Annotated in this window: 18 protein-coding genes; 7 read left to right on the top strand and 11 right to left on the bottom strand. The window is 65.0% G+C overall.

Going from position 1 to position 16,882, the window contains the following annotated elements; translation table 11 throughout:
- Positions 1-53: 53 nt before the first annotated feature.
- The 4 genes from ON22_RS02505 to ON22_RS02490 all read right to left on the bottom strand — a co-directional run bounded on the left by ON22_RS02505 (position 54) and on the right by ON22_RS02490 (position 3,116).
- Complete coding sequence (locus ON22_RS02505; protein ID WP_033244068.1) at positions 54-911, bottom strand: MlaE family ABC transporter permease; 858 nt, start codon at positions 909-911, stop codon at positions 54-56.
- Between the two features lie 4 nt (positions 912-915).
- Positions 916-1,680, bottom strand: a complete 765-nt coding sequence (locus ON22_RS02500) for an MlaE family ABC transporter permease (protein ID WP_033244067.1) — start codon at positions 1,678-1,680, stop codon at positions 916-918.
- Positions 1,681-1,977: 297 nt separating this feature from the next.
- Positions 1,978-2,883: a 3-oxoacyl-ACP reductase gene (locus ON22_RS02495; protein ID WP_063820519.1), complete on the bottom strand. Its 906-nt coding sequence runs from the start codon at positions 2,881-2,883 to the stop codon at positions 1,978-1,980.
- 44 nt (positions 2,884-2,927) lie between these two features.
- On the bottom strand, positions 2,928-3,116 hold the full coding sequence (locus ON22_RS02490) for a ferredoxin (RefSeq protein ID WP_043739765.1): 189 nt from the start codon (positions 3,114-3,116) through the stop codon (positions 2,928-2,930).
- 223 nt (positions 3,117-3,339) lie between these two features.
- Between ON22_RS02490 and ON22_RS02485 the strand changes: the two genes are divergently transcribed.
- Both ON22_RS02485 and ON22_RS02480 read left to right on the top strand, forming a co-directional pair.
- Positions 3,340-4,533 (top strand): acyl-CoA dehydrogenase family protein, encoded by a 1,194-nt coding sequence (locus ON22_RS02485; RefSeq protein ID WP_033244064.1) that lies wholly within the window; start codon positions 3,340-3,342, stop codon positions 4,531-4,533.
- Positions 4,534-4,565: 32 nt separating this feature from the next.
- The gene (locus tag ON22_RS02480) at positions 4,566-5,672 is read left to right on the top strand and encodes an acyl-CoA dehydrogenase family protein (RefSeq protein ID WP_033244063.1); all 1,107 of its coding nucleotides are present in this window, start codon (positions 4,566-4,568) and stop codon (positions 5,670-5,672) included.
- A 348-nt stretch (positions 5,673-6,020) separates the two neighbouring features.
- Here the strand turns inward: ON22_RS02480 and ON22_RS02475 are convergent, their stop codons facing one another.
- Together ON22_RS02475 and ON22_RS02470 are read right to left on the bottom strand one after the other, a co-directional pair.
- A complete protein-coding gene (locus ON22_RS02475) occupies positions 6,021-7,130 on the bottom strand; it encodes an alpha/beta hydrolase family protein (protein WP_157170397.1) in 1,110 nt (369 codons plus the stop codon).
- A gap of 380 nt (positions 7,131-7,510) precedes the next feature.
- Positions 7,511-8,338 (bottom strand): SDR family NAD(P)-dependent oxidoreductase, encoded by an 828-nt coding sequence (locus ON22_RS02470; protein WP_033244062.1) that lies wholly within the window; start codon positions 8,336-8,338, stop codon positions 7,511-7,513.
- A gap of 72 nt (positions 8,339-8,410) precedes the next feature.
- Here ON22_RS02470 and ON22_RS02465 point away from each other — a divergent pair, with 72 nt between their 5' ends.
- From ON22_RS02465 to ON22_RS02455, 3 genes are read left to right on the top strand one after another with little or no spacing between them, the layout of a single operon-like run.
- On the top strand, positions 8,411-8,917 hold the full coding sequence (locus ON22_RS02465) for a winged helix-turn-helix transcriptional regulator (protein WP_063820518.1): 507 nt from the start codon (positions 8,411-8,413) through the stop codon (positions 8,915-8,917).
- 37 nt (positions 8,918-8,954) lie between these two features.
- Positions 8,955-9,248, top strand: a complete 294-nt coding sequence (locus ON22_RS02460; protein WP_231508550.1) for an AbrB/MazE/SpoVT family DNA-binding domain-containing protein — start codon at positions 8,955-8,957, stop codon at positions 9,246-9,248.
- Entirely contained in the window at positions 9,238-9,675 is a 438-nt protein-coding gene (locus ON22_RS02455) for a type II toxin-antitoxin system VapC family toxin (RefSeq protein ID WP_197039658.1), read from the top strand. The genes ON22_RS02460 and ON22_RS02455 overlap by 11 nt, the downstream gene beginning before the upstream one ends.
- A 226-nt stretch (positions 9,676-9,901) precedes the next feature.
- On the opposite strand, the gene ON22_RS02450 is transcribed toward ON22_RS02455, so the two are convergent.
- Positions 9,902-11,548 carry an acyl-CoA synthetase gene (locus ON22_RS02450; RefSeq protein WP_033244060.1) on the bottom strand — a complete coding sequence of 549 codons (1,647 nt, stop codon included), beginning with the start codon at positions 11,546-11,548 and terminating at the stop codon, positions 9,902-9,904.
- A gap of 62 nt (positions 11,549-11,610) precedes the next feature.
- On the opposite strand from ON22_RS02450, the gene ON22_RS02445 reads away from it, so the two are divergent.
- Positions 11,611-12,393, top strand: coding sequence for a crotonase/enoyl-CoA hydratase family protein (locus ON22_RS02445; protein ID WP_051157076.1), 783 nt, complete (start codon positions 11,611-11,613; stop codon positions 12,391-12,393).
- A gap of 126 nt (positions 12,394-12,519) precedes the next feature.
- Here ON22_RS02445 and ON22_RS02440 read toward each other — a convergent pair whose 3' ends face one another.
- A complete protein-coding gene (locus ON22_RS02440) occupies positions 12,520-12,939 on the bottom strand; it encodes a VOC family protein (protein WP_081595268.1) in 420 nt (139 codons plus the stop codon).
- Positions 12,940-13,505: 566 nt separating this feature from the next.
- Here ON22_RS02440 and ON22_RS02435 point away from each other — a divergent pair.
- Positions 13,506-14,510, top strand: a complete 1,005-nt coding sequence (locus ON22_RS02435) for a sigma-70 family RNA polymerase sigma factor (RefSeq protein ID WP_033244058.1) — start codon at positions 13,506-13,508, stop codon at positions 14,508-14,510.
- A 75-nt stretch (positions 14,511-14,585) separates the two neighbouring features.
- On the opposite strand, the gene ON22_RS02430 is transcribed toward ON22_RS02435, so the two are convergent.
- The 3 genes from ON22_RS02430 to ON22_RS02420 form a co-directional block, all read right to left on the bottom strand.
- Positions 14,586-15,449: a nucleotidyl transferase AbiEii/AbiGii toxin family protein gene (locus ON22_RS02430; protein WP_197039657.1), complete on the bottom strand. Its 864-nt coding sequence runs from the start codon at positions 15,447-15,449 to the stop codon at positions 14,586-14,588.
- Complete coding sequence (locus ON22_RS02425; RefSeq protein WP_033244057.1) at positions 15,446-16,048, bottom strand: type IV toxin-antitoxin system AbiEi family antitoxin domain-containing protein; 603 nt, start codon at positions 16,046-16,048, stop codon at positions 15,446-15,448. Before ON22_RS02425 ends, ON22_RS02430 begins: the two co-directional genes overlap by 4 nt.
- Positions 16,049-16,227: 179 nt before the next feature.
- The gene (locus tag ON22_RS02420; protein ID WP_156052286.1) at positions 16,228-16,869 is read right to left on the bottom strand and encodes a hypothetical protein; all 642 of its coding nucleotides are present in this window, start codon (positions 16,867-16,869) and stop codon (positions 16,228-16,230) included.
- Positions 16,870-16,882: the final 13 nt, after the last annotated feature.

Raw genomic sequence — 16,882 nt, 5'->3', positions numbered from 1 at the left:
GGGATTGCGCCCGAGTTGATTGCTGTTCGATCGCTTCATCTCAGTCATGGCGCCTATCCGGAAAGGTTGAAGTTGCCGGAGGTGCCGTAGAGGGCCAGGGAGATCAGCAGCGTCACCGAGACGACCGCGATCAGCGAGGTACGGACCGCATTACCCACGGCGATACCGACCCCGACCGGGCCGCCCTTCGCTGTGAAGCCGTAATACGTATGGATCATCATTACCGCCAACGCCATGACAATGGCCTGAACGAACGACCACAGAATGTCGCTCGGGATGAGGAAGGTGGAGAAGTAGTGGTCGTACACGCCCGCCGACTGCCCGTAGATCACGACGGTGGCGAACCGGCTGGCGATGAAGGAGGCGATCACGGCCAGCGAGTACAGCGGCACGATCGCGATCATCCCGGCGAGTACCCGGGTTCCGACCAGGTAGGGCATCGGCCGGATCGCCATGGATTCGAGCGCATCGATCTCCTCGGCCACCCGCATCGCGCCCAGCTGTGCCGTGGAACCGGCACCGATGGTCGCGGCGAGGCCGATTCCGGAGATGACCGGTGCCGCGATACGGACATTGAGGAATGCGGCGAAGAAGCCGGTCAGCGCCTCGACACCGATATTGCCGAGGGAGCTGTAGCCCTGGACGGCGATGGTGGCCCCGGAGAACAGGGTCAGGAAGCCGACGATCACCACGGTGCCGCCGATGACCGCCAGGGCACCCGTCCCCATGCTGATCTCGGCGATGAGGCGGATGGTTTCGGTGCGGTAGTGCACCAGCGCGCGCGGCATGGAGCCGACCGCGCGGCCGTAGAACACGGCCTGTTTACCGAGATCGTCGAACGAGTTCGAGAATCTGCGGACGCGCCGCACCGCCCTGGGGAAGCGGGATTGGATGATCACCGAGGCCGACATCGCGTCACCGCACCGAGAACTTGAGACCGACCGCCGTGACCACGACGTTCACCACGAACAGCGCCATGAAGGCGAAAACCACTGTCTGGTTCACCGCATCACCGACACTCTTGGGACCACCTTTGACATTCAAACCCAGGTAGCAAGCGACCAATCCGGCGATCAGGCCGAAAAGACCGGCCTTTACCTCGGAAATGATCAACTCGGGAAGATTGGTCAGCAGCGTGATGCCGTTGACGAATGCACCCGGATTCACGTCCTGCAGAAATACCGAGAAAAGGAAGCCGCCGACGATACCGATGGTGCAGACCAGGCTGTTCAGCATCAGGGCGACGAACATCGAGGCCAATACCCGGGGCACCACCAATCGGTGGATCGGATCGATACCGAGCACCTTCATGGCGTCGATTTCTTCCCGGATGGTGCGGGCGCCGAGATCCGCGCAGATGGCGGTGGCGCCGGCACCGGCGACGATGAGCACCGTGACGATCGGCCCGACCTGGGTCACCGCGCCGAAGGCCGCACCGGCACCGCTGAGATCCGCGGCGCCGATTTCGCGCAGCAGAATATTCAGGACGAATACGACTAGCACGGTGAACGGTATGGCGACCAGAACGGTCGGCAAGATCGAAACCCGCGCCACGAACCACGATTGGTCGATGAATTCGCGTAGCTGGAAAGGTCGCCGCAAACTCGCCCGGGCCACCGCCGCGGTGAGTTCGAAGAATCCGCCTACGGCCCGCAATGGCACGGCAAGGACGTCGTTCACTGTGGATCCTCCTTGCCTGACTGGTCCCGCTGGCGGCCGTTGGGGTCACACCCCGGGACACGCCCCGCTAAGTAGAACACGTTCATTTCCTATTTGGGGCCATTTTGAGGCTTGTGAACTGTTGACTTGTAACAATCTCAGACAGCGAGACTGGAACCTGTTTCATACGCCTTGGGCATCATTGTGTGAGGCCGGGCACAGTGCGAACCCTTTGTTTACCAACTACTGGACGTTTGTACAACTCTCACCGGCCGGGTCGCACGAACAAATCGCGCAACCCGCCTCGGCAGAATCGGGTCAACCCAGTTCGTGCAGCGCCGTTGCAGAGAAGGTACGGCCTTCGTCGCGCCCGGCGAAGTAACCGGTCAGCGTGGTGGCCAGATCGTCATCAGACCATTGCGCACCCGCCGCGTCGAAGCGCTGCTCGACCTCCGGCGCCGCCATCAACGCGACCATCGGTCCGTAGACCACGAAAACCTGTCCGTTCACCCGTTCGGCGGCCGGGGAGGCCAGGTAGGCCACCAGACGCGCCACATGGTCGGGCGACAGCGGATCCACCTCGTCCTCGGGCGCGGCGCTGAAGACCTGTTCGGTCATAGCCGTGCGCGCCCGCGGGCAGATCGCGTTCGCGCGCACACCCACGCGTTCCAGCGCCCGGGAAGCCGACAAGGTCAGCGCGGTGATCCCGGCCTTGGCCGCCGCGTAGTTGGCCTGACCCGCAGGCCCCAGGAGCCCCGCCTCGGAAGAGGTGTTGACAATCCGGCCGTACACCGGGGCGCCGGCTTCCTTCGACCGTGCCCGCCAGTAGGCACCCGCATTGCGGGTCAGCAGGAAATGCCCGCGCAGATGTACCGACAGGACCGCGTCCCAGTCCTCATCGGACAGGTTGAACAGCATCTTGTCGCGGGTGATGCCCGCATTGTTGACCACGATGTCCAGGCCGCCGAAGGATTCGCTGGCGGCAGTGATCAACGCATCGGCGGTGGACCGCTCGGCGACACTGCCCGCGACGAACTCCGCTTTGGCACCGAGGGCCCGGATCTGCTCCAGTGTCTCGGTTACGGCGTCGGACTCGGCGAGGTCGTTGACCACCACCGAGGCCCCGGCTCCGGCCAGAGCGAGCGCTTCGGCCCTACCCAGGCCCGCACCCGCTCCGGTCACGATCGCAACTCGCCCGGCAAGGCTGGTATCTGTATCGCTCACCGGGCCGACTCTAGAACGTGTTCTTATTCACGGCAAGAGCAGATTCACAGCAAACGCAAAGCCGCTTTCGGACATTGCGCAACCGCATCCGCAACCGCCGGCTCCTGGTCGGGTGCCACCTCACCCTCGGCGACGTGCAGCATGTCCTCGTCATCGAGTTCAAACACGTCGGGAGCGATTCCCGCACAGATTCCGTTTGCTTCGCACTGATCGAAGTCAACGCTGACCTTCATCGAAACTCCTTTTCCCGCCCAATGGCGCAAGCCTAACAAGCGAGGTTCGCGCGGGCGGGCTACATGGGCTGATTACCTTTCAATACTGGAACATGTTTCAGTGCATATGCAATGATCGGAGCCAGGTATCGGAGATCCTTCCGCGCTCCGCGAGGGTGAGCGCGGCACGATCCCACGTCCAAGCCCATCTCCAACCCGCAGAACGAAGGCTCGAGGTACCGCCATGCGCATCGCGTATACCCCGGAACACGACCAGCTACGCGCCGAGTTGCGCGCCTACTTCGCGCGACTGATCACCCCGGAACGGCGGGCGGCGCTCAGCGCCCAGACCGGCGAATACGGGCAGGGCAATGTGTACCGCGAGGTCGTCGCCGAGATGGGCCGCGACGGCTGGCTCGCGCTGGGCTGGCCCGAGGAATACGGCGGCCAGAACCGGCCCATGCTGGACCAGCTGATCTTCACCGACGAGGCCGCCATCGCCGGCGCCCCGGTACCGTTCCTCACCATCAACTCGGTCGCGCCGACGATCATGCACTACGGCAGCGAGGAACAGAAGAAATTCTTCCTCCCCAAGATCGCCGCCGGTGACCTGCACTTCGCCATCGGCTACTCCGAACCCGGCGCCGGCACCGATCTGGCCTCGCTGCGCACCACCGCCGTACGCGACGGCGACGACTACGTGATCAACGGGCAGAAGATGTGGACCAGCCTCATCGCCTACGCCGACTACGTCTGGCTGGCCGTCCGCACCGACCCCGCCGCCAAAAAGCACAAGGGCATCAGCATGCTGATCGTGCCCACCACCGCCGAAGGCTTCTCCTACACCCCGGTGCACACCATGGCCGGCCCCGATACCAGCGCCACCTACTACCAGGATGTGCGCGTCCCGGTGACCTCCCTGGTGGGTCCGGAGAACGGTGGCTGGCCGCTGGTCACCAACCAGCTCAACCACGAACGGGTCGCCCTGACCTCCGCCGCCGCCCTGCAGCTGGCCGTGGCGCAGACGACCGCGTGGGCGAAGGAGACGAAGGCAGCGGACGGATCGCGGGTGTTCGACCGCGAATGGGTCCAGCTGAACCTGGCCCGCGTCCACGCCAAGGTCGAATACCTCAAGCTCATGAACTGGGAGATCGCCAGCCGCGCCGATGCGGGCGGCGACGCCGCCCCCCGGCCGTGGGACGCCTCGGCGTGCAAGGTGTACGGCACCGAACTGTCCACCGAGGCCTACCGGCTGCTCATGGAGGTGCTCGGCCCACAAGCGTCGCTGCGCCAGGACTCCCCCGGTTCGGTACTGCGCGGCCGGTTGGAGCGGATGCACCGCTCGGCGCTGATCCTCACCTTCGGCGGCGGAACCAACGAGGTCCAGCGCGACATCATCGCCATGACCGCGCTGAAGCAGCCCGCCTCCGCCCGCTGATCACGCCCGATTCCAGAAGTAGGAAGTTCACCATGGATTTCACTCCCACCGAAGCCCAGCTGGACCTGGCCCGGCTCACCGGCGAGGTCTGCGAGAAACTGGTCACCGCCGACCGGTTGCGCGAACTGGACGGCGGCACCGCCAAGTTCGACGAACCGCTGTGGAAATCGCTCGCCGAGACCGGGGTGCTGGCGGCCGCGCTGCCCGAGGAAATCGGCGGTAGCGGTTTCGGCACGCTGGAACAGACCGCGATCCTGCGCGAACTCGGCAAGTCCGTGGCGGCCGTCCCCTACCTGTGGTCGATCGTTCTCGGCGCGGGCGCGCTGGCCCGGTTCGGTTCCGCGCCGCAGCGTGAACTCGCTGCCGCGGCTGCTGCCGGCACGTCGATTCTGACCGTCGCCGTGGCCGAGGAGCACAACTGGGATCCGGCTCGGCCCACCACCACTGCCGCCGAATCGGGCGGCACCTGGCAGGTGACCGGTGTGAAGACCACCGTCCCCGTCGCCGACCGCGCCGCCCGGATCCTGGTGCTCGCCTCGGTATCGGGTCAGGCCGCCGTCTTCCTGGTCGATCCGGCCCATGAATCCGTCACAGTCACCGCGCAGCAGGTCACCGACCTCAGTGCGGAATCGCTGGTCGAACTCACCGACTCCCCCGCCGAACTGCTCGGCACCGTGGCCGACGGCGCACAGATCCTCGCCTGGCTGCTCGACCGCGCCTGGCTCGGCCTGGCCGCCCAGCAGCTGGGTACCCTCGAACGCTCCCTGGAACTGGTCGCCGGCTACGCCCGCGAACGCGAACAGTTCGGCCGCGCCGTCGGCAGCTTCCAGGCCGTGGCCCAGCGCCTGTCCGACAGCTACATCAGCGTCCAGGGGCTGCGCCTCACCACCACCCAGGCGGCCTGGCAGCTCAGCGAAGACCTCGACGCCACCGGCGCGATCCACACCGCGAAATTCTGGGCGGCCGAAGCCGGGCACCAGGTGGCGCACACGCTGGTCCATGTACACGGCGGGGTCGGGATCGACCGCGACCACATCGCGCACAACTACTTCACCGCCGCCAAACACAACGAATTCGCCCTCGGCGGAGCAACCAACCACCTACTCCCCCTGGCCCAGTTCGTTCCCGAATCCGCTTAGTGCCCACGGGCTGGTCAGCGGAGTTGCCGCTGACCAGCCCGGGGCATCCCGACGGGTCGACGGCGCGAACTTGCTCTTCGACGGCGTGCTCGGTGTTCAGCGAAGGTGCGACCCTGTCCTCGCGACTGTGGCGCCCCCACAACGGTGCCGGTCGGCGCCGAACGGACTTCAGGTGGAGGCGCGAGGGAAAGTAGTAGTCGATTCCTGTCCGGGTACAGCCGCGGACGAGTCGGACCGGGCGCGCGGTTCAGTGGTCGAGCGTCCTGCCGGAGCAACCGGAAACCACGGCGACTACCGGTTCGCCGTTCCCTGTGAGTAAGCAACCAGGCGACCGGGTTGCACATCCGATCAGTGGAAGCGGACCTCGGGGCTCGCCGGGTCCGGCGCTTCGAGGATCGGCTGCGGAATACCGCGCAGGTGGAAGTCGACGAAGGCGGTGACGTATCGCCGGGTCAGATCCATCGCGCGTTTGCCGTCGATCGTCGTATCCGGGACCCGGTAACCGAGGGCCGCGGCGATCGGCGCGTAGTCGGTAAAGGACGAATGTGACGTGCCGTCCACCGACAACCAGCGTTTCCAGCCGGCGAACCCGTCGTAGGCCGTAGCCCATTTCGCGCCGGACTTGCCGTCGGGTGCGTGCAGCGGTGCCCCCATCATCAGGAACGGCCGGTCGACAGCCCGGCCGTAAGGCGCGGCGGGAAACGTTCCGTCCAGGTTGAATCCCGCGCGGATCCGGCTGTCCTCGGCGAGTGCATAGGGTGCGGTGAAGCCGCCCGCGGAATGGCCCCCCATGGCGATCCGGGAGGAGTCCAGCGGTAGTCGTCCGGACAGTTCGTCGAGCACGAAGGACACATCCTGTGCACGGTTGCGCGCGACCGCCACGGCGTCCAGTCGGCCTCGGCAGGCTGCGCATTCGGTGATGCGACCGTCCGGGAAGGTCACGGCGGAGGCCTCGTATGTGTGGTCGATGCCGAGCACGAGATAGCCGCGGCCGGCGAGTTCCTCGGCGAGGCCGGTAAGCGATGCTCGCGGCATACTGAAACCGGGCGAAAGCACGACCGTGGGTAGTGGGTGCCCCCATCTCGGCGCATCGATATAAGCGTGCGTTCGTATCTTGTTGAGCGAGTCCGGTGCGAAACCCTCCAAGCCGAGGGATGCGAGGATGAGCGCCGACTCCTCGGGCGTGGCATAGGGGTCCGGCCGGCCGATCGGCGCCAATGCGGGATACCAGGCGGAGACCATCAATTCGCGGTCACGATCCGGAACCCACGGGTCGGGCCGATCGTCGACCAGGTGGAACTCCTGGACACCGACCGGGAACGGGCCGGTCGGGGGCGGCAGCGCCGCACCGAGCTCGGACCCGGAGGGGATGGGCGCGGCCGTCCCGGGTGCGGTGGCCGCCGCCCCTAGCGTGACCGCGAGAATCGCTACGAAGGCGAGGAAACGAGTGATACCCACGGACTCACTTTCGATCGGAACGATCACGTCCCGCCGAGTTTCGCAGACGGTTGCACTGCCCTGCATCAGGAAAATCCCCGAATCCCGCCCCGGGACCGATGAATCGGACAGCCGAATGCGGAATACCGGCCACTCGTGGCACCGTACTCGCACCGCGCGGCGTCGCAATCAGCACGAGCGGCCCAGCTATGCCGCGGACAGCCAGACCTTCGCCTGAGTCCCGGGCGACGCCACGAGTGAGTCCCGCGGGATGCCCTGAGCAAGTCCCGCAGGATGCCGGGAGAGTGGCAACAGGCAGCATCCAGCCCCGCCGCGGGTGACACTCCGGAGCGCGGGGGTGGCGGACCGCCTGATCAACCTCCGGGGCGTCCGGCAATTCTTCACGCCTGCGCTGCCAGCAGCTTCTCGGTGAGCCGGGAAAGGCGTTCGGCTGTCCCCGGGTCGAGGGTGGGCAGCGACAGATCCAGGGAGCGGCCGCGATCGATGGCGCGCAGCGGCACCGCGGCCGGAGTATCGACGAAATCGTGGATCGGGTGAATCGCGGTGCGTACGGGCCGGGCGGCGAGCGCGGCGAGGGTTCTGATGGCTGTCCTGGCGACCGGATTCAGTGGTGAGAGGTCGCCACTACGAGTGAATCCGGGGTGGTAAAGGACGTACCCGATCTTCCCGCCGTATCGTCCGGCGAACGAAACTCCCAGCAGGTCGTTCGCCCGCCCGGCTTGCAACTGGGCACGGACCACGCTGTAGCCGTGCGCGAGATGCGGGTCGTCCCAGTTCACCGCCCCTTTCCGGACACCGACTCCGGCAATGTTCACGATCACCGGCTGTGCACTGTGCTCGAGCAGCGGAACCAACCCGTACGAGAGCAGATACCGGCTGAGGTAGTACAGCGCGAAGGTACGCTCGAATCCCTCCTCGGTCTGGATGCGTTTCGGTGAGGTCCGGTTCGCGAACAGCAGCAGCGCATCGACTGCCGCGTACTCCGACGCTATTTCGGCGACGACTTTTCGCGTCTCCGCTACCGAACTCAGGTCGGCCTGCAGAAAACGCGCACGGTCCGAGTCGGGCCCGGCGGCAGCCAGCAACGAATCGCCCTTGGCCGGGTTGCTGCCGATTGCCACTACCCGATCACCCAGGGCAAGCCGCTCCAGCGCGAACGCGCGCCCCATACCATCGGTACCACCACTGATAACAACGGTCCTCGTCATCGCACCTCCATCGGTCCACCTGTCGATCCCCATCCTCGACAGCGATTACCGCCCCCGGAAGAAGGCACTTTTATGTTCCCCACCCCAGCGCAGGTCCCCTCCTTCGCCGCGGCGGAACTCCCCGCGACCGTCCCCAGCGCCGACTATGAGGCCTGCCCGGTCACCGATATCGTCCGAATCCTCGGCGATAAATGGACCCTGCTGGTGATTGCCCGACTGGCGCGCCGCCCCTACCACTACAACGAACTGCACCGCTCGATCGAAGACGTCAGCCGCCGCATGCTGACCCGAACCCTGCGCATCCTCGAAGCGGACGGCCTCGTCGACCGGACGGCCTACCCGACCGCCCCGCCAACGGTCCGGTACAGCCTCACGCCTTTGGGCGAAACACTCCTCGATCCCCTCTCGGCTATTGCCGGCTGGGCAGTGGATCATGCAGGCGATATCGCCGCCGCCAGACTGGCCCACAGCGGAACGGCAGCGGAGACCACGGAGGAAACCCCCGATGCCCAGGTTCGCGAATTATCACACCGGTTTGCCGATCGGCACCGCACACTGATCGACAGGCTTGCCGACTGAGCGCGCTGCAGCCTGCTATCTGACCAACTTGCTGCCGATGGCAGCGCGTAGTATTACGTATCACACGTATTACGTAGAACGGGAGCACGCGGTGATACTCAACAGCAAAGGACAGGTCACTATCCCCTCGGCGCTACGCACAAAATTCAACCTTCGCGAAGGAGACGACGTGGAGGTGATCGAGGTCGATGGCGCACTTCGAATCGTCCGCAGCGATAACACCCCCACCCGCGGCCGGCGACTGGTCGATCGAATGCGTGGCACCGCGAACAGCAAAGAGATCGAGGGTATGAGCACCGACGAAATCATGGAACTGCTTCGTGGTGACTAATCTGCACCCGATCGGCGGCCCGACAACACTGGTCGATTCCTGCGTACTGCTGGACGTACTGACCGACGATAAGAACTGGGCGCAGTGGTCGGCTGACAGGCTGGCCGACGCAGTCGACTACGGCCGTGTGGTGATCAATCCGATCGTGTACGCCGAGGTGTCGGTCGGTTATCAAACAGTCGAGACGCTGGACAGGCTGCTGCCGGCCGACGACTTCATCCGCGAACCGCTGCCCTTCCGGGCCGGATTCTTGGCCGGCAAGGCCTATCAACGCTATCGCCGAAACGACGGCACGAAACGCTCACCCATGCCCGACTTCTATATCGGCGCGCACGCGGCAATTGCCGGATACCGGCTACTGACACGGGACGAGCAGCGCTTCAAAGGATACTTCCCCACCGTGGACCTGATCGTTCCGATCCGGTGAGTCGAGAAGGCATTGCTCAGGCGAGTCTCCGATTCAGTTCGGCGCTCACCGCCAGGACGTGATCGGCAACCAGGTCGAACAATCGCGAATTCTCATCGGCCTGCTCGGCACGATCGTCGTCGGCGAATTGCTCCATGATCCGTCCTCTGGCTTCGAGTTGCGGAGGACCCAGCATATAAAACGACTCGGGACCGCCGAAGTCCGGCAGTCCCGAGTCAATCCGAGATTACGACGAACTACCCGCCTGGGAGTGCTCGTCGGCGTCGCGCTCCTCGGTATACGCCTTGGCCCACTTGTAGTCGGGCTTACCGGCCGGGGAGCGTTTGATCTCGTCGACGAACCACAGACTGCGGGGCATCTTGTAGGAGGAGATCTCCTGGGTCAGCACCGGGCGCAGTTCCTCCAGCGTGGGGCGCTTATCGCCGCGGCACTGCACCACGGCCGCCACTCGCTGACCCCAGCGTTCGTCGGGAACACCGACCACCAGCACATCGAAGATCTCGGGGTGGCATTTCATTGCGCCCTCGACCTCTTCGGGGTAGATCTTCTCGCCGCCGCTGTTGATGCTCACCGAGCCGCGACCCAGCATGGTGACGGCGCCGTCTTCCTCGACCCGCGCGTAATCGCCGGGGATCGAGTACCGGACGCCGTTGAATTCCTTGAACGTCGCCGCGGTTTTCACCGGGTCGTTGTAGTAGCCGACCGGGATATGCCCCTTGCGGGCCAGCAGGCCGACCTGCCCGGAGCCGGGTGCCACCGGGTTGCCGTCGTCGTCGATCACCGCGGTGGACGCGTCGATCTTCACTCGCGGGCCACCGGTGTGGGTGGCGCCCTTGGCGGCGATGGAGATACCACCGAACCCGGTTTCCGAGGAGCCGATCGAATCGGTGATGACCGTGTTCGGGAGCAGCTCGATATAGCGGTCCTTGAGCGATGGTGAGAACAGCGCCGCACTGCTCGCCATGGCCCACAGGCTGGCGTGCTCGTAGGGCTCACCCTTTTCCGGATGGCCGGTCTCGAGCGCGTCCAGCATCGGCCGGGCCATGGCATCGCCGGTGATGAAGATCATGTTGATGGCGTGTGCGTCGACGGCCTGCCAGACGGTGTGCGCGTCGAATTCCGGGATCATGATGGTCTTGCCGCCGTCGAACAGACCGTGGAAGACGGCGGTCTGCGAACCACCGTGGATCAGCGGCGGGATCGGGTACCGCACCATCTGGCCGCCGGCCGCGCCGTTCTTGGCCTGCTGCCATTCGTCCTGCACGTATTCGCCGGTCATGAAGTTGATACCGCCGCCGAGCACGCGCCACCAGTCCTCGTGGCGCCACATGACGCCCTTGGGCATCCCGGTGGTGCCGCCGGTGTAGAGCATGAAGATGTCGTCGTTCGAGCGGTCGCCGAAATCGCGTTCGCCGGATGATTCCGCCAGGGCCGCTTCGTAATCCACCGAGCCTTCGGCGGTGGCGGCGTCGGTGCCGTCGTCGACGACGAGCACGGTCTTCAACTGCTGCACCTTCGACCGGACATTGGTCACCTTGTCGGTGTAGCGGCGCTCGTGGATCAGCGCCACCATGTCCGAATTTTCGAAGATGTATTGCAACTCGTTCTCGACGTAGCGGAAGTTGACGTTGACCATCACTGCCCGCGCTTTGAAGACCGCCAGCATCGACTCGACGGCTTCGATGGTGTTGCGCGAGTAGATGCCGACCTTGTCGCCCGGCTGCACTCCGTGTTCCAGCAGGTAGTGCGCCAGCCTGTTGGCGCGGTCCTCCAGTTGGGCAAAGGTCTCCGAGCGGTGGTCGTCAGCCAGCGCAACCCGGTCCGGCACGAGATCGATTGTGTGTTCGACGAGGTCGGCTATGTTGTACGTCACAAGGTCAAAAATAGAACGTGTTACTGTTTCTGGCAAGGGTCCGAGTAACAGGAGAAACAACGATGCCTCAATGCCTCGTCGAGAAGCGCGGCCACGTCCTCATCGTCACCATGAACCGCCCCGAGGCCCGTAACGCGCTCTCGGGCGAAATGATGGCGATCATGCGCGACGCCTGGGATCAGGTGGACAACGATCCGGAGATCCGGGTCGCGATCCTGACCGGCGCCGGCGGCGCGTTCTGCGCGGGCGCCGACCTCAAGGGTATGACCCAGCAGCACCCCGGGGACTCGTTCGCCGGAGGCGGCTGGGATCTGTCCAAGATCGAGGCACTGCTCAAGGGCCGTCGCCTCACGAAACCGCTCATCGCGGCTGTCGAGGGGGCTGCCATCGCCGGCGGTACCGAGATCCTGCAGGGTACCGATATCCGGGTCGCCGCCGAGAGCGCCAAGTTCGGCGTCTCCGAGGCGCGCTGGGGCCTGTTCCCGCTGGGCGGCTCCGCGGTCCGGCTGGTCCGCCAGGTCCCGTACACCGTGGCCGCGGATATCCTGCTGACCGGCCGGCATCTCACGGCCGCCGAAGCCAAGGACATCGGCCTCGTCGGCCATGTCGTCCCGGACGGCCAGGCGCTGGACAAGGCCCTCGAACTGGCCGACCTGATCGCCGCCAACGGCCCGCTCGCGGTCCAGGCGATCCTGCAGACCATCCGCGACACCGAATGCATGCCCGAGGAAGAGGCGTTCCAGATCGACGCCAAGCTCGGCATGGCGGTCTTCCAGTCCGCAGACGCCAAGGAAGGTCCGAAGGCCTTCAAGGAGAAGCGCAAGCCCACCTTCAGCGGTAAGTGAGCGTTCGGGGTCGCGCATAGCCGACGCCCTGTCCGGCTCACAGCGGCGGCCACGTAAGCGCGGACCGAACAGCAGAATGTCCCGGTCGACAGCTGTCGACCGGGACATTCGTATCAGTACGCGCTGTTATTCGGCGCCGGGGTAGTTCATGTAGAACGGCTCCCACTGGTGCCCGTCCGGATCCAGGAAGGTGCGTCCGTGCATCCCGACCTGTGCTTCCTGCGCCTGCTTATCGGTATTGACCTCTTCGGTACCACCGGCGGCGACGGCCGCATCGGTGAGCCGGTCCACCTCGTCGGCGCTGCCGAGCGAGAGTGCGTAGGCAGCCCCGGTGGTGGCTTTGGTGTCGGCGATCGGGCGCTTGCTGAACACCCCGAAGTGCTCGTGGGTGAGCAGCATCAGGCAGATATTGTCGTCGACCACGATGCAAGCGGCGTTCTCGTCGGTGAAATCGTCGTTCACCTTCCAGCCCAGCGATTCGTAGAAATTCTTGGAACGTGCCAGATCGGTGACGGGCAGGTTCACGAAAATCATTTTGCTGCTCACGGTTTCGGTCCTCTCGAAGCGGTTGGCGTGGTCTCTGGCCGGCTTATGGGTAGAGACGGCGACCGCATCGGAAACTCATCGGCGGCGCCGGAGACTTTTCGCCGCGGCCCGGCGAACTTCGAAGACCGGGAGCATTCTTCCTGTGCCACTCCTCCCGAAGGCTGCCGGCACACGGGTTGCGGGGGGAATGTGATGACGAACATCGGCCACCGATCTCGACGAGCGCCCGAACAGGTCCCGCGCATCCGACGGGCCGTAGCGTGCCGGGCGACTCATTGATCGGCTTCAGGCGCTACCCCACGTCCATAGGGGTGGACGACGACCGGCCGCGGAATCGGCGCTCCGGCGGGCAACCGAGAGCGCCGGACGACCGGGCGCGCCGCCGCCGGAAGGGCGAGACCGGCAGTTTCCGGGCGCGATCCCGCCGAACCAGGACACCGCCGGACGGCGCCTCGACGGATGTCGCATATGTGGCGGTTGTGCCTGCCGGGACTGCAGTGGCGCACCTGTGAACAGGCTTTTTCATCCTCTGTTCACGTGTCGGTGCGCTGTGCCACAGTGGCACCATGAGCGAGCAGACCGGCACGATCGACGCCGACGTACTGAGATCCTTCGAATCACATCGGCGTGAGCTCTGCGCCTACGCCTACCGCATGCTGGGTTCGTCCTTCGAGGCCGAGGACGCCGTCCAGGACGCCTTCACCCGCGCCTGGAAGTCCTACGACTCGTTCGAGGGCCGGTCCAGCCTGCGTTCCTGGCTGTACAAGATCACCACCAATATCTGCCTGGATATGCTCGACGGCCCGCAGCGCCGGGCCCGGCCGATGGACCTGTCCAGCCCCGGCAGCCCCGATCATCCGCTCGGCCCGCCCAAACCCGATTACGTCTGGGTCGAACCCATCCCGAACTCGCTCGCCTTCGGGTCCGATCCGGCCGATCACCTCAGCGCCAAGGACAGCCTGCGCCTGGCGTTCGTCGCGGCCTGCCAGCATCTGCCCGCCACCCAGCGCGCCATCCTGATCATGCGCGAGGTGCTGCGTTTCTCGGCCAACGAAACCGCCGAGGCACTCACCATGAGCACCGCGTCGGTGAACAGCGCCCTGCAGCGCGCCCGCGCCACCATGAGCAAGGTCAAACCGGCCGAAACCGACAGCTACGACGAAACCGATACCGATCAGCGCAAACTGATCAACGATTTCGTCACCGCCTTCGAGTCCTACGATATGGACGCGCTCACCACACTGCTGAAAACCGATGTGGCGCTGTCCATGCCGCCCTTCGATCTTTGGGTCTCCGGCCCGGAGAACGTGGCCGCCTTCATGCTCGGCACGGGCGCGGCCTGCCGCAATTCCCGGCTGGTTCCGCTGGGCGGCGCCAACGGCCACCCGGCCTTCGGCCATTACAAGCCGAGCGGCGAACCGGGCCGCTGGGTGCCGTGGTCGGTCACGGTGCTGGAAATGCAGGACGGCGTGATCGCGGGCCTGAACTTCTTCCTCGATACCGAACGGCTTTTCCCGCTGTTCGATCTCCCGCCGGAATGGACGGAGGAACCGGCGAGCGAACCGGCTTGAGATTGCCGGGTTCGGCGGATTCGGTCCGCCGGCTCGGACGGGCCCGGTATCGGGCGGCGTAAGTGGCTACCCCGCTCAGGTAGTGCTGCCGACCGCCGCCGTCCAGAAGGTCCGGACGACCTTGATGGCCGCGGCAAGGTCCGGTCCAGTGTCGGTGAGACCGGCTTCGGCGACCGGATACTGGTCCCGCCAGAGGGGCGGTGGGTCCGGCAGACGGGGCGGTAGTTGATGCGTCTGTCGGATCCCGAACACATGCTGGACCACAGCGACGAGCACTGCACCCGGCTGGAGACCAGCTTCGATCAGGAGGACGAGATCGACCAAGTCTTTGACCCGGGTATTCGGACGGTCACCATAGTCCTTGGTGAGTGCATGTAGCTTCTCGGCAAAGTGCTGGTTGCGGTCCACAGCTTCGATCACCCGGGGCGGGATTCCGGCGAACTGCAGCATGCCGGGAAGCTCCAACTGCTCGGTCGCGGCGAGCTCTGCGTGTCGGTCAGCAACATCCAAGCGGACTCCTGCAAACGATTTACCACCCAGGAAGGCGTTGAGGGAGAACCGCCAAGCCTCACGACCGCCGGCGTCGGCGCGTAGCGCCGTTGGCTGCGATACTTGGAAGCTGAACCAATCCTGATCTACATCGTCCGCCATCGCGTCGATCAGGAGATCCCGAACCGTATATCCGTCGACCTGTCCTGCGGCGAGTGCCAGATCGATGTCTTTGGTGGCCCGAGCCCGCGGGTAGAGCCGGAACTCCAAAGCCGCGCCACCCTTCAGAATCCAGGTGTTCTCGGGGTCGATTGCCAGTCGCACCGCCAGCCGGTCGAAGACCACGCGACGGCGAAGCCTGCCGAGATCGGTGGATTGTTCATCGGCCTCACGTTTCAAACGGATCTCCAGAGCTTGCCGCAGGTCGACGCCATTGCGGTAACGCTTCACCCGTCTCCTCCTCTGAGGGCACGTTCGATGGCGAGCTCGGCTCGCGGGCCAACCTCCTGTGCGCCGTGTAGCAGGCGCCGGCGGCTGCTGAATCCGCGGTCGAGAAGTTCGGTCACCGCCGAGTCGACCACGTCTTGATCGATCCCTGCTTGGGCCGTTTCCAGCACAGCGCGCAGCGGTGTGGTGACACGGAAACCTTCGTGGTCTTCGATCTCGTGGTCGTCCAGCGTCGCGCGATGGAGAACGACCGCGGCCTTTTTCCGTCGAAAGCCGGGGGGCACGGTCAAGTGGACCTCGGCGGGATTGGCGATACCCAGGTCATGGACGGCAAGTGCGGTCGTATGGGAGGCAACGGCCGCGCCACCGCTCCATAGCATCCAGCGGACGAGATGATCGGTTTCCTGCCCTGGCAGTGCCAGGTATTCACGGAGCCGGTAGATCCCCCGATCTATCGGTATCCAGTTGCCATGGGACTTGTGATGCCGTTGCGCCTGGTACGAATAGCCGACGCGCAGAGCATCGGCGGCAGTGAAGTACCCCCGTTGCCGAGTGGCCAGTTCCCACAGCTGATCGCGACGTCCGCTCTCGTCATGCCGCACAAAACAACCCTAGCACCTAAACATAACCTTTAGTTTTGAGCATCATGGTTCGCAAAACTAAAAGTTATCTTTGGCAATCGGTACTGACCAGGCGTGGCCGTGCACGTTCCGTCCAAATGACCACCGACCCACCGTCCAGATCGCCAGCAACCCACCGTCCAAGTGACCACGCCCTTCGACTATGACGCCGCCAAACCCTGCGTGCGGAGGTCATCCAATTCCGTAGCGAATTCCGGGTGGGCGGCCGATACGGCCAGCGCGAAGCGGTTTTCGTTCAGCCGGGCCTGCAGTATCGGCCGCGCGTAGCTGAATGCGCCACGTGCGGCTATGAGCAACGAGAGGAAAGTAGACGCAAGGAACGAAGCCAGTTGGTGGAACGCAATCGTGTTGTCGTAGATGGCGAGCGAGCGGAACCAGTCCGGCGCGGCTATCGGGACGAGGGATAGGAACGGGATCAGTATCGCGACTCCGACGAGCACGCGGCCCGTCCAGCGAAAGAACCGCATATGGCGCAGGCAGGATGGGCAGCAGGGCCATTGCGCTGTAACTATCGCGTCGGCGGCTGGGGTCCGGAAGGCGTTCACCAAGGAGCCGCGGCCGGGGCCGTCGACTATGTCATGGATGAAGGTCAACTGCTGGGATTCCGGATCGGGCTCGGCGAACTCCGCTTCGATCGATAGCCGTACCGCGGCATCGCGTCCGTGCCTGCTGCACCGATCCGGTAGTGGCTCCGCCACCACGAAGGTCGCGGGGCGCCTGGCCTGCATATGTGCCGCAGGATCGGGTCGAATCGCGATCGACACCGGTCTTCGGTCGTCCATGGTTACTTCACTG

The sequence above is a fragment of the Nocardia carnea NBRC 14403 genome (assembly GCF_000308515.1).
In the GTDB taxonomy this organism is placed as follows: Bacteria; Actinomycetota; Actinomycetes; order Mycobacteriales; family Mycobacteriaceae; genus Nocardia; species Nocardia carnea.
Note: the sequence above shows the minus strand (reverse complement) of the source record. Positions and strands in the feature narration are given on the sequence as shown.

Excerpts from the sequence above, each read along its gene's own strand:
- ON22_RS02505 (WP_033244068.1), bottom strand. The coding sequence starts at position 911 with ATGTCGGCCTCGGTGATCATCCAATCCCGCTTCCCCAGGGCGGTGCGG.
- ON22_RS02490 (WP_043739765.1), bottom strand. The coding sequence starts at position 3,116 with ATGAAGGTCAGCGTTGACTTCGATCAGTGCGAAGCAAACGGAATCTGT.
- ON22_RS02485 (WP_033244064.1), top strand. The coding sequence starts at position 3,340 with ATGCGCATCGCGTATACCCCGGAACACGACCAGCTACGCGCCGAGTTG.
- ON22_RS02480 (WP_033244063.1), top strand. The coding sequence starts at position 4,566 with ATGGATTTCACTCCCACCGAAGCCCAGCTGGACCTGGCCCGGCTCACC.
- ON22_RS02470 (WP_033244062.1), bottom strand. The coding sequence starts at position 8,338 with ATGACGAGGACCGTTGTTATCAGTGGTGGTACCGATGGTATGGGGCGC.
- ON22_RS02465 (WP_063820518.1), top strand. The coding sequence starts at position 8,411 with ATGTTCCCCACCCCAGCGCAGGTCCCCTCCTTCGCCGCGGCGGAACTC.
- ON22_RS02460 (WP_231508550.1), top strand. The coding sequence starts at position 8,955 with ATGGCAGCGCGTAGTATTACGTATCACACGTATTACGTAGAACGGGAG.
- ON22_RS02445 (WP_051157076.1), top strand. The coding sequence starts at position 11,611 with ATGCCTCAATGCCTCGTCGAGAAGCGCGGCCACGTCCTCATCGTCACC.
- ON22_RS02435 (WP_033244058.1), top strand. The coding sequence starts at position 13,506 with ATGAGCGAGCAGACCGGCACGATCGACGCCGACGTACTGAGATCCTTC.
- ON22_RS02420 (WP_156052286.1), bottom strand. The coding sequence starts at position 16,869 with ATGGACGACCGAAGACCGGTGTCGATCGCGATTCGACCCGATCCTGCG.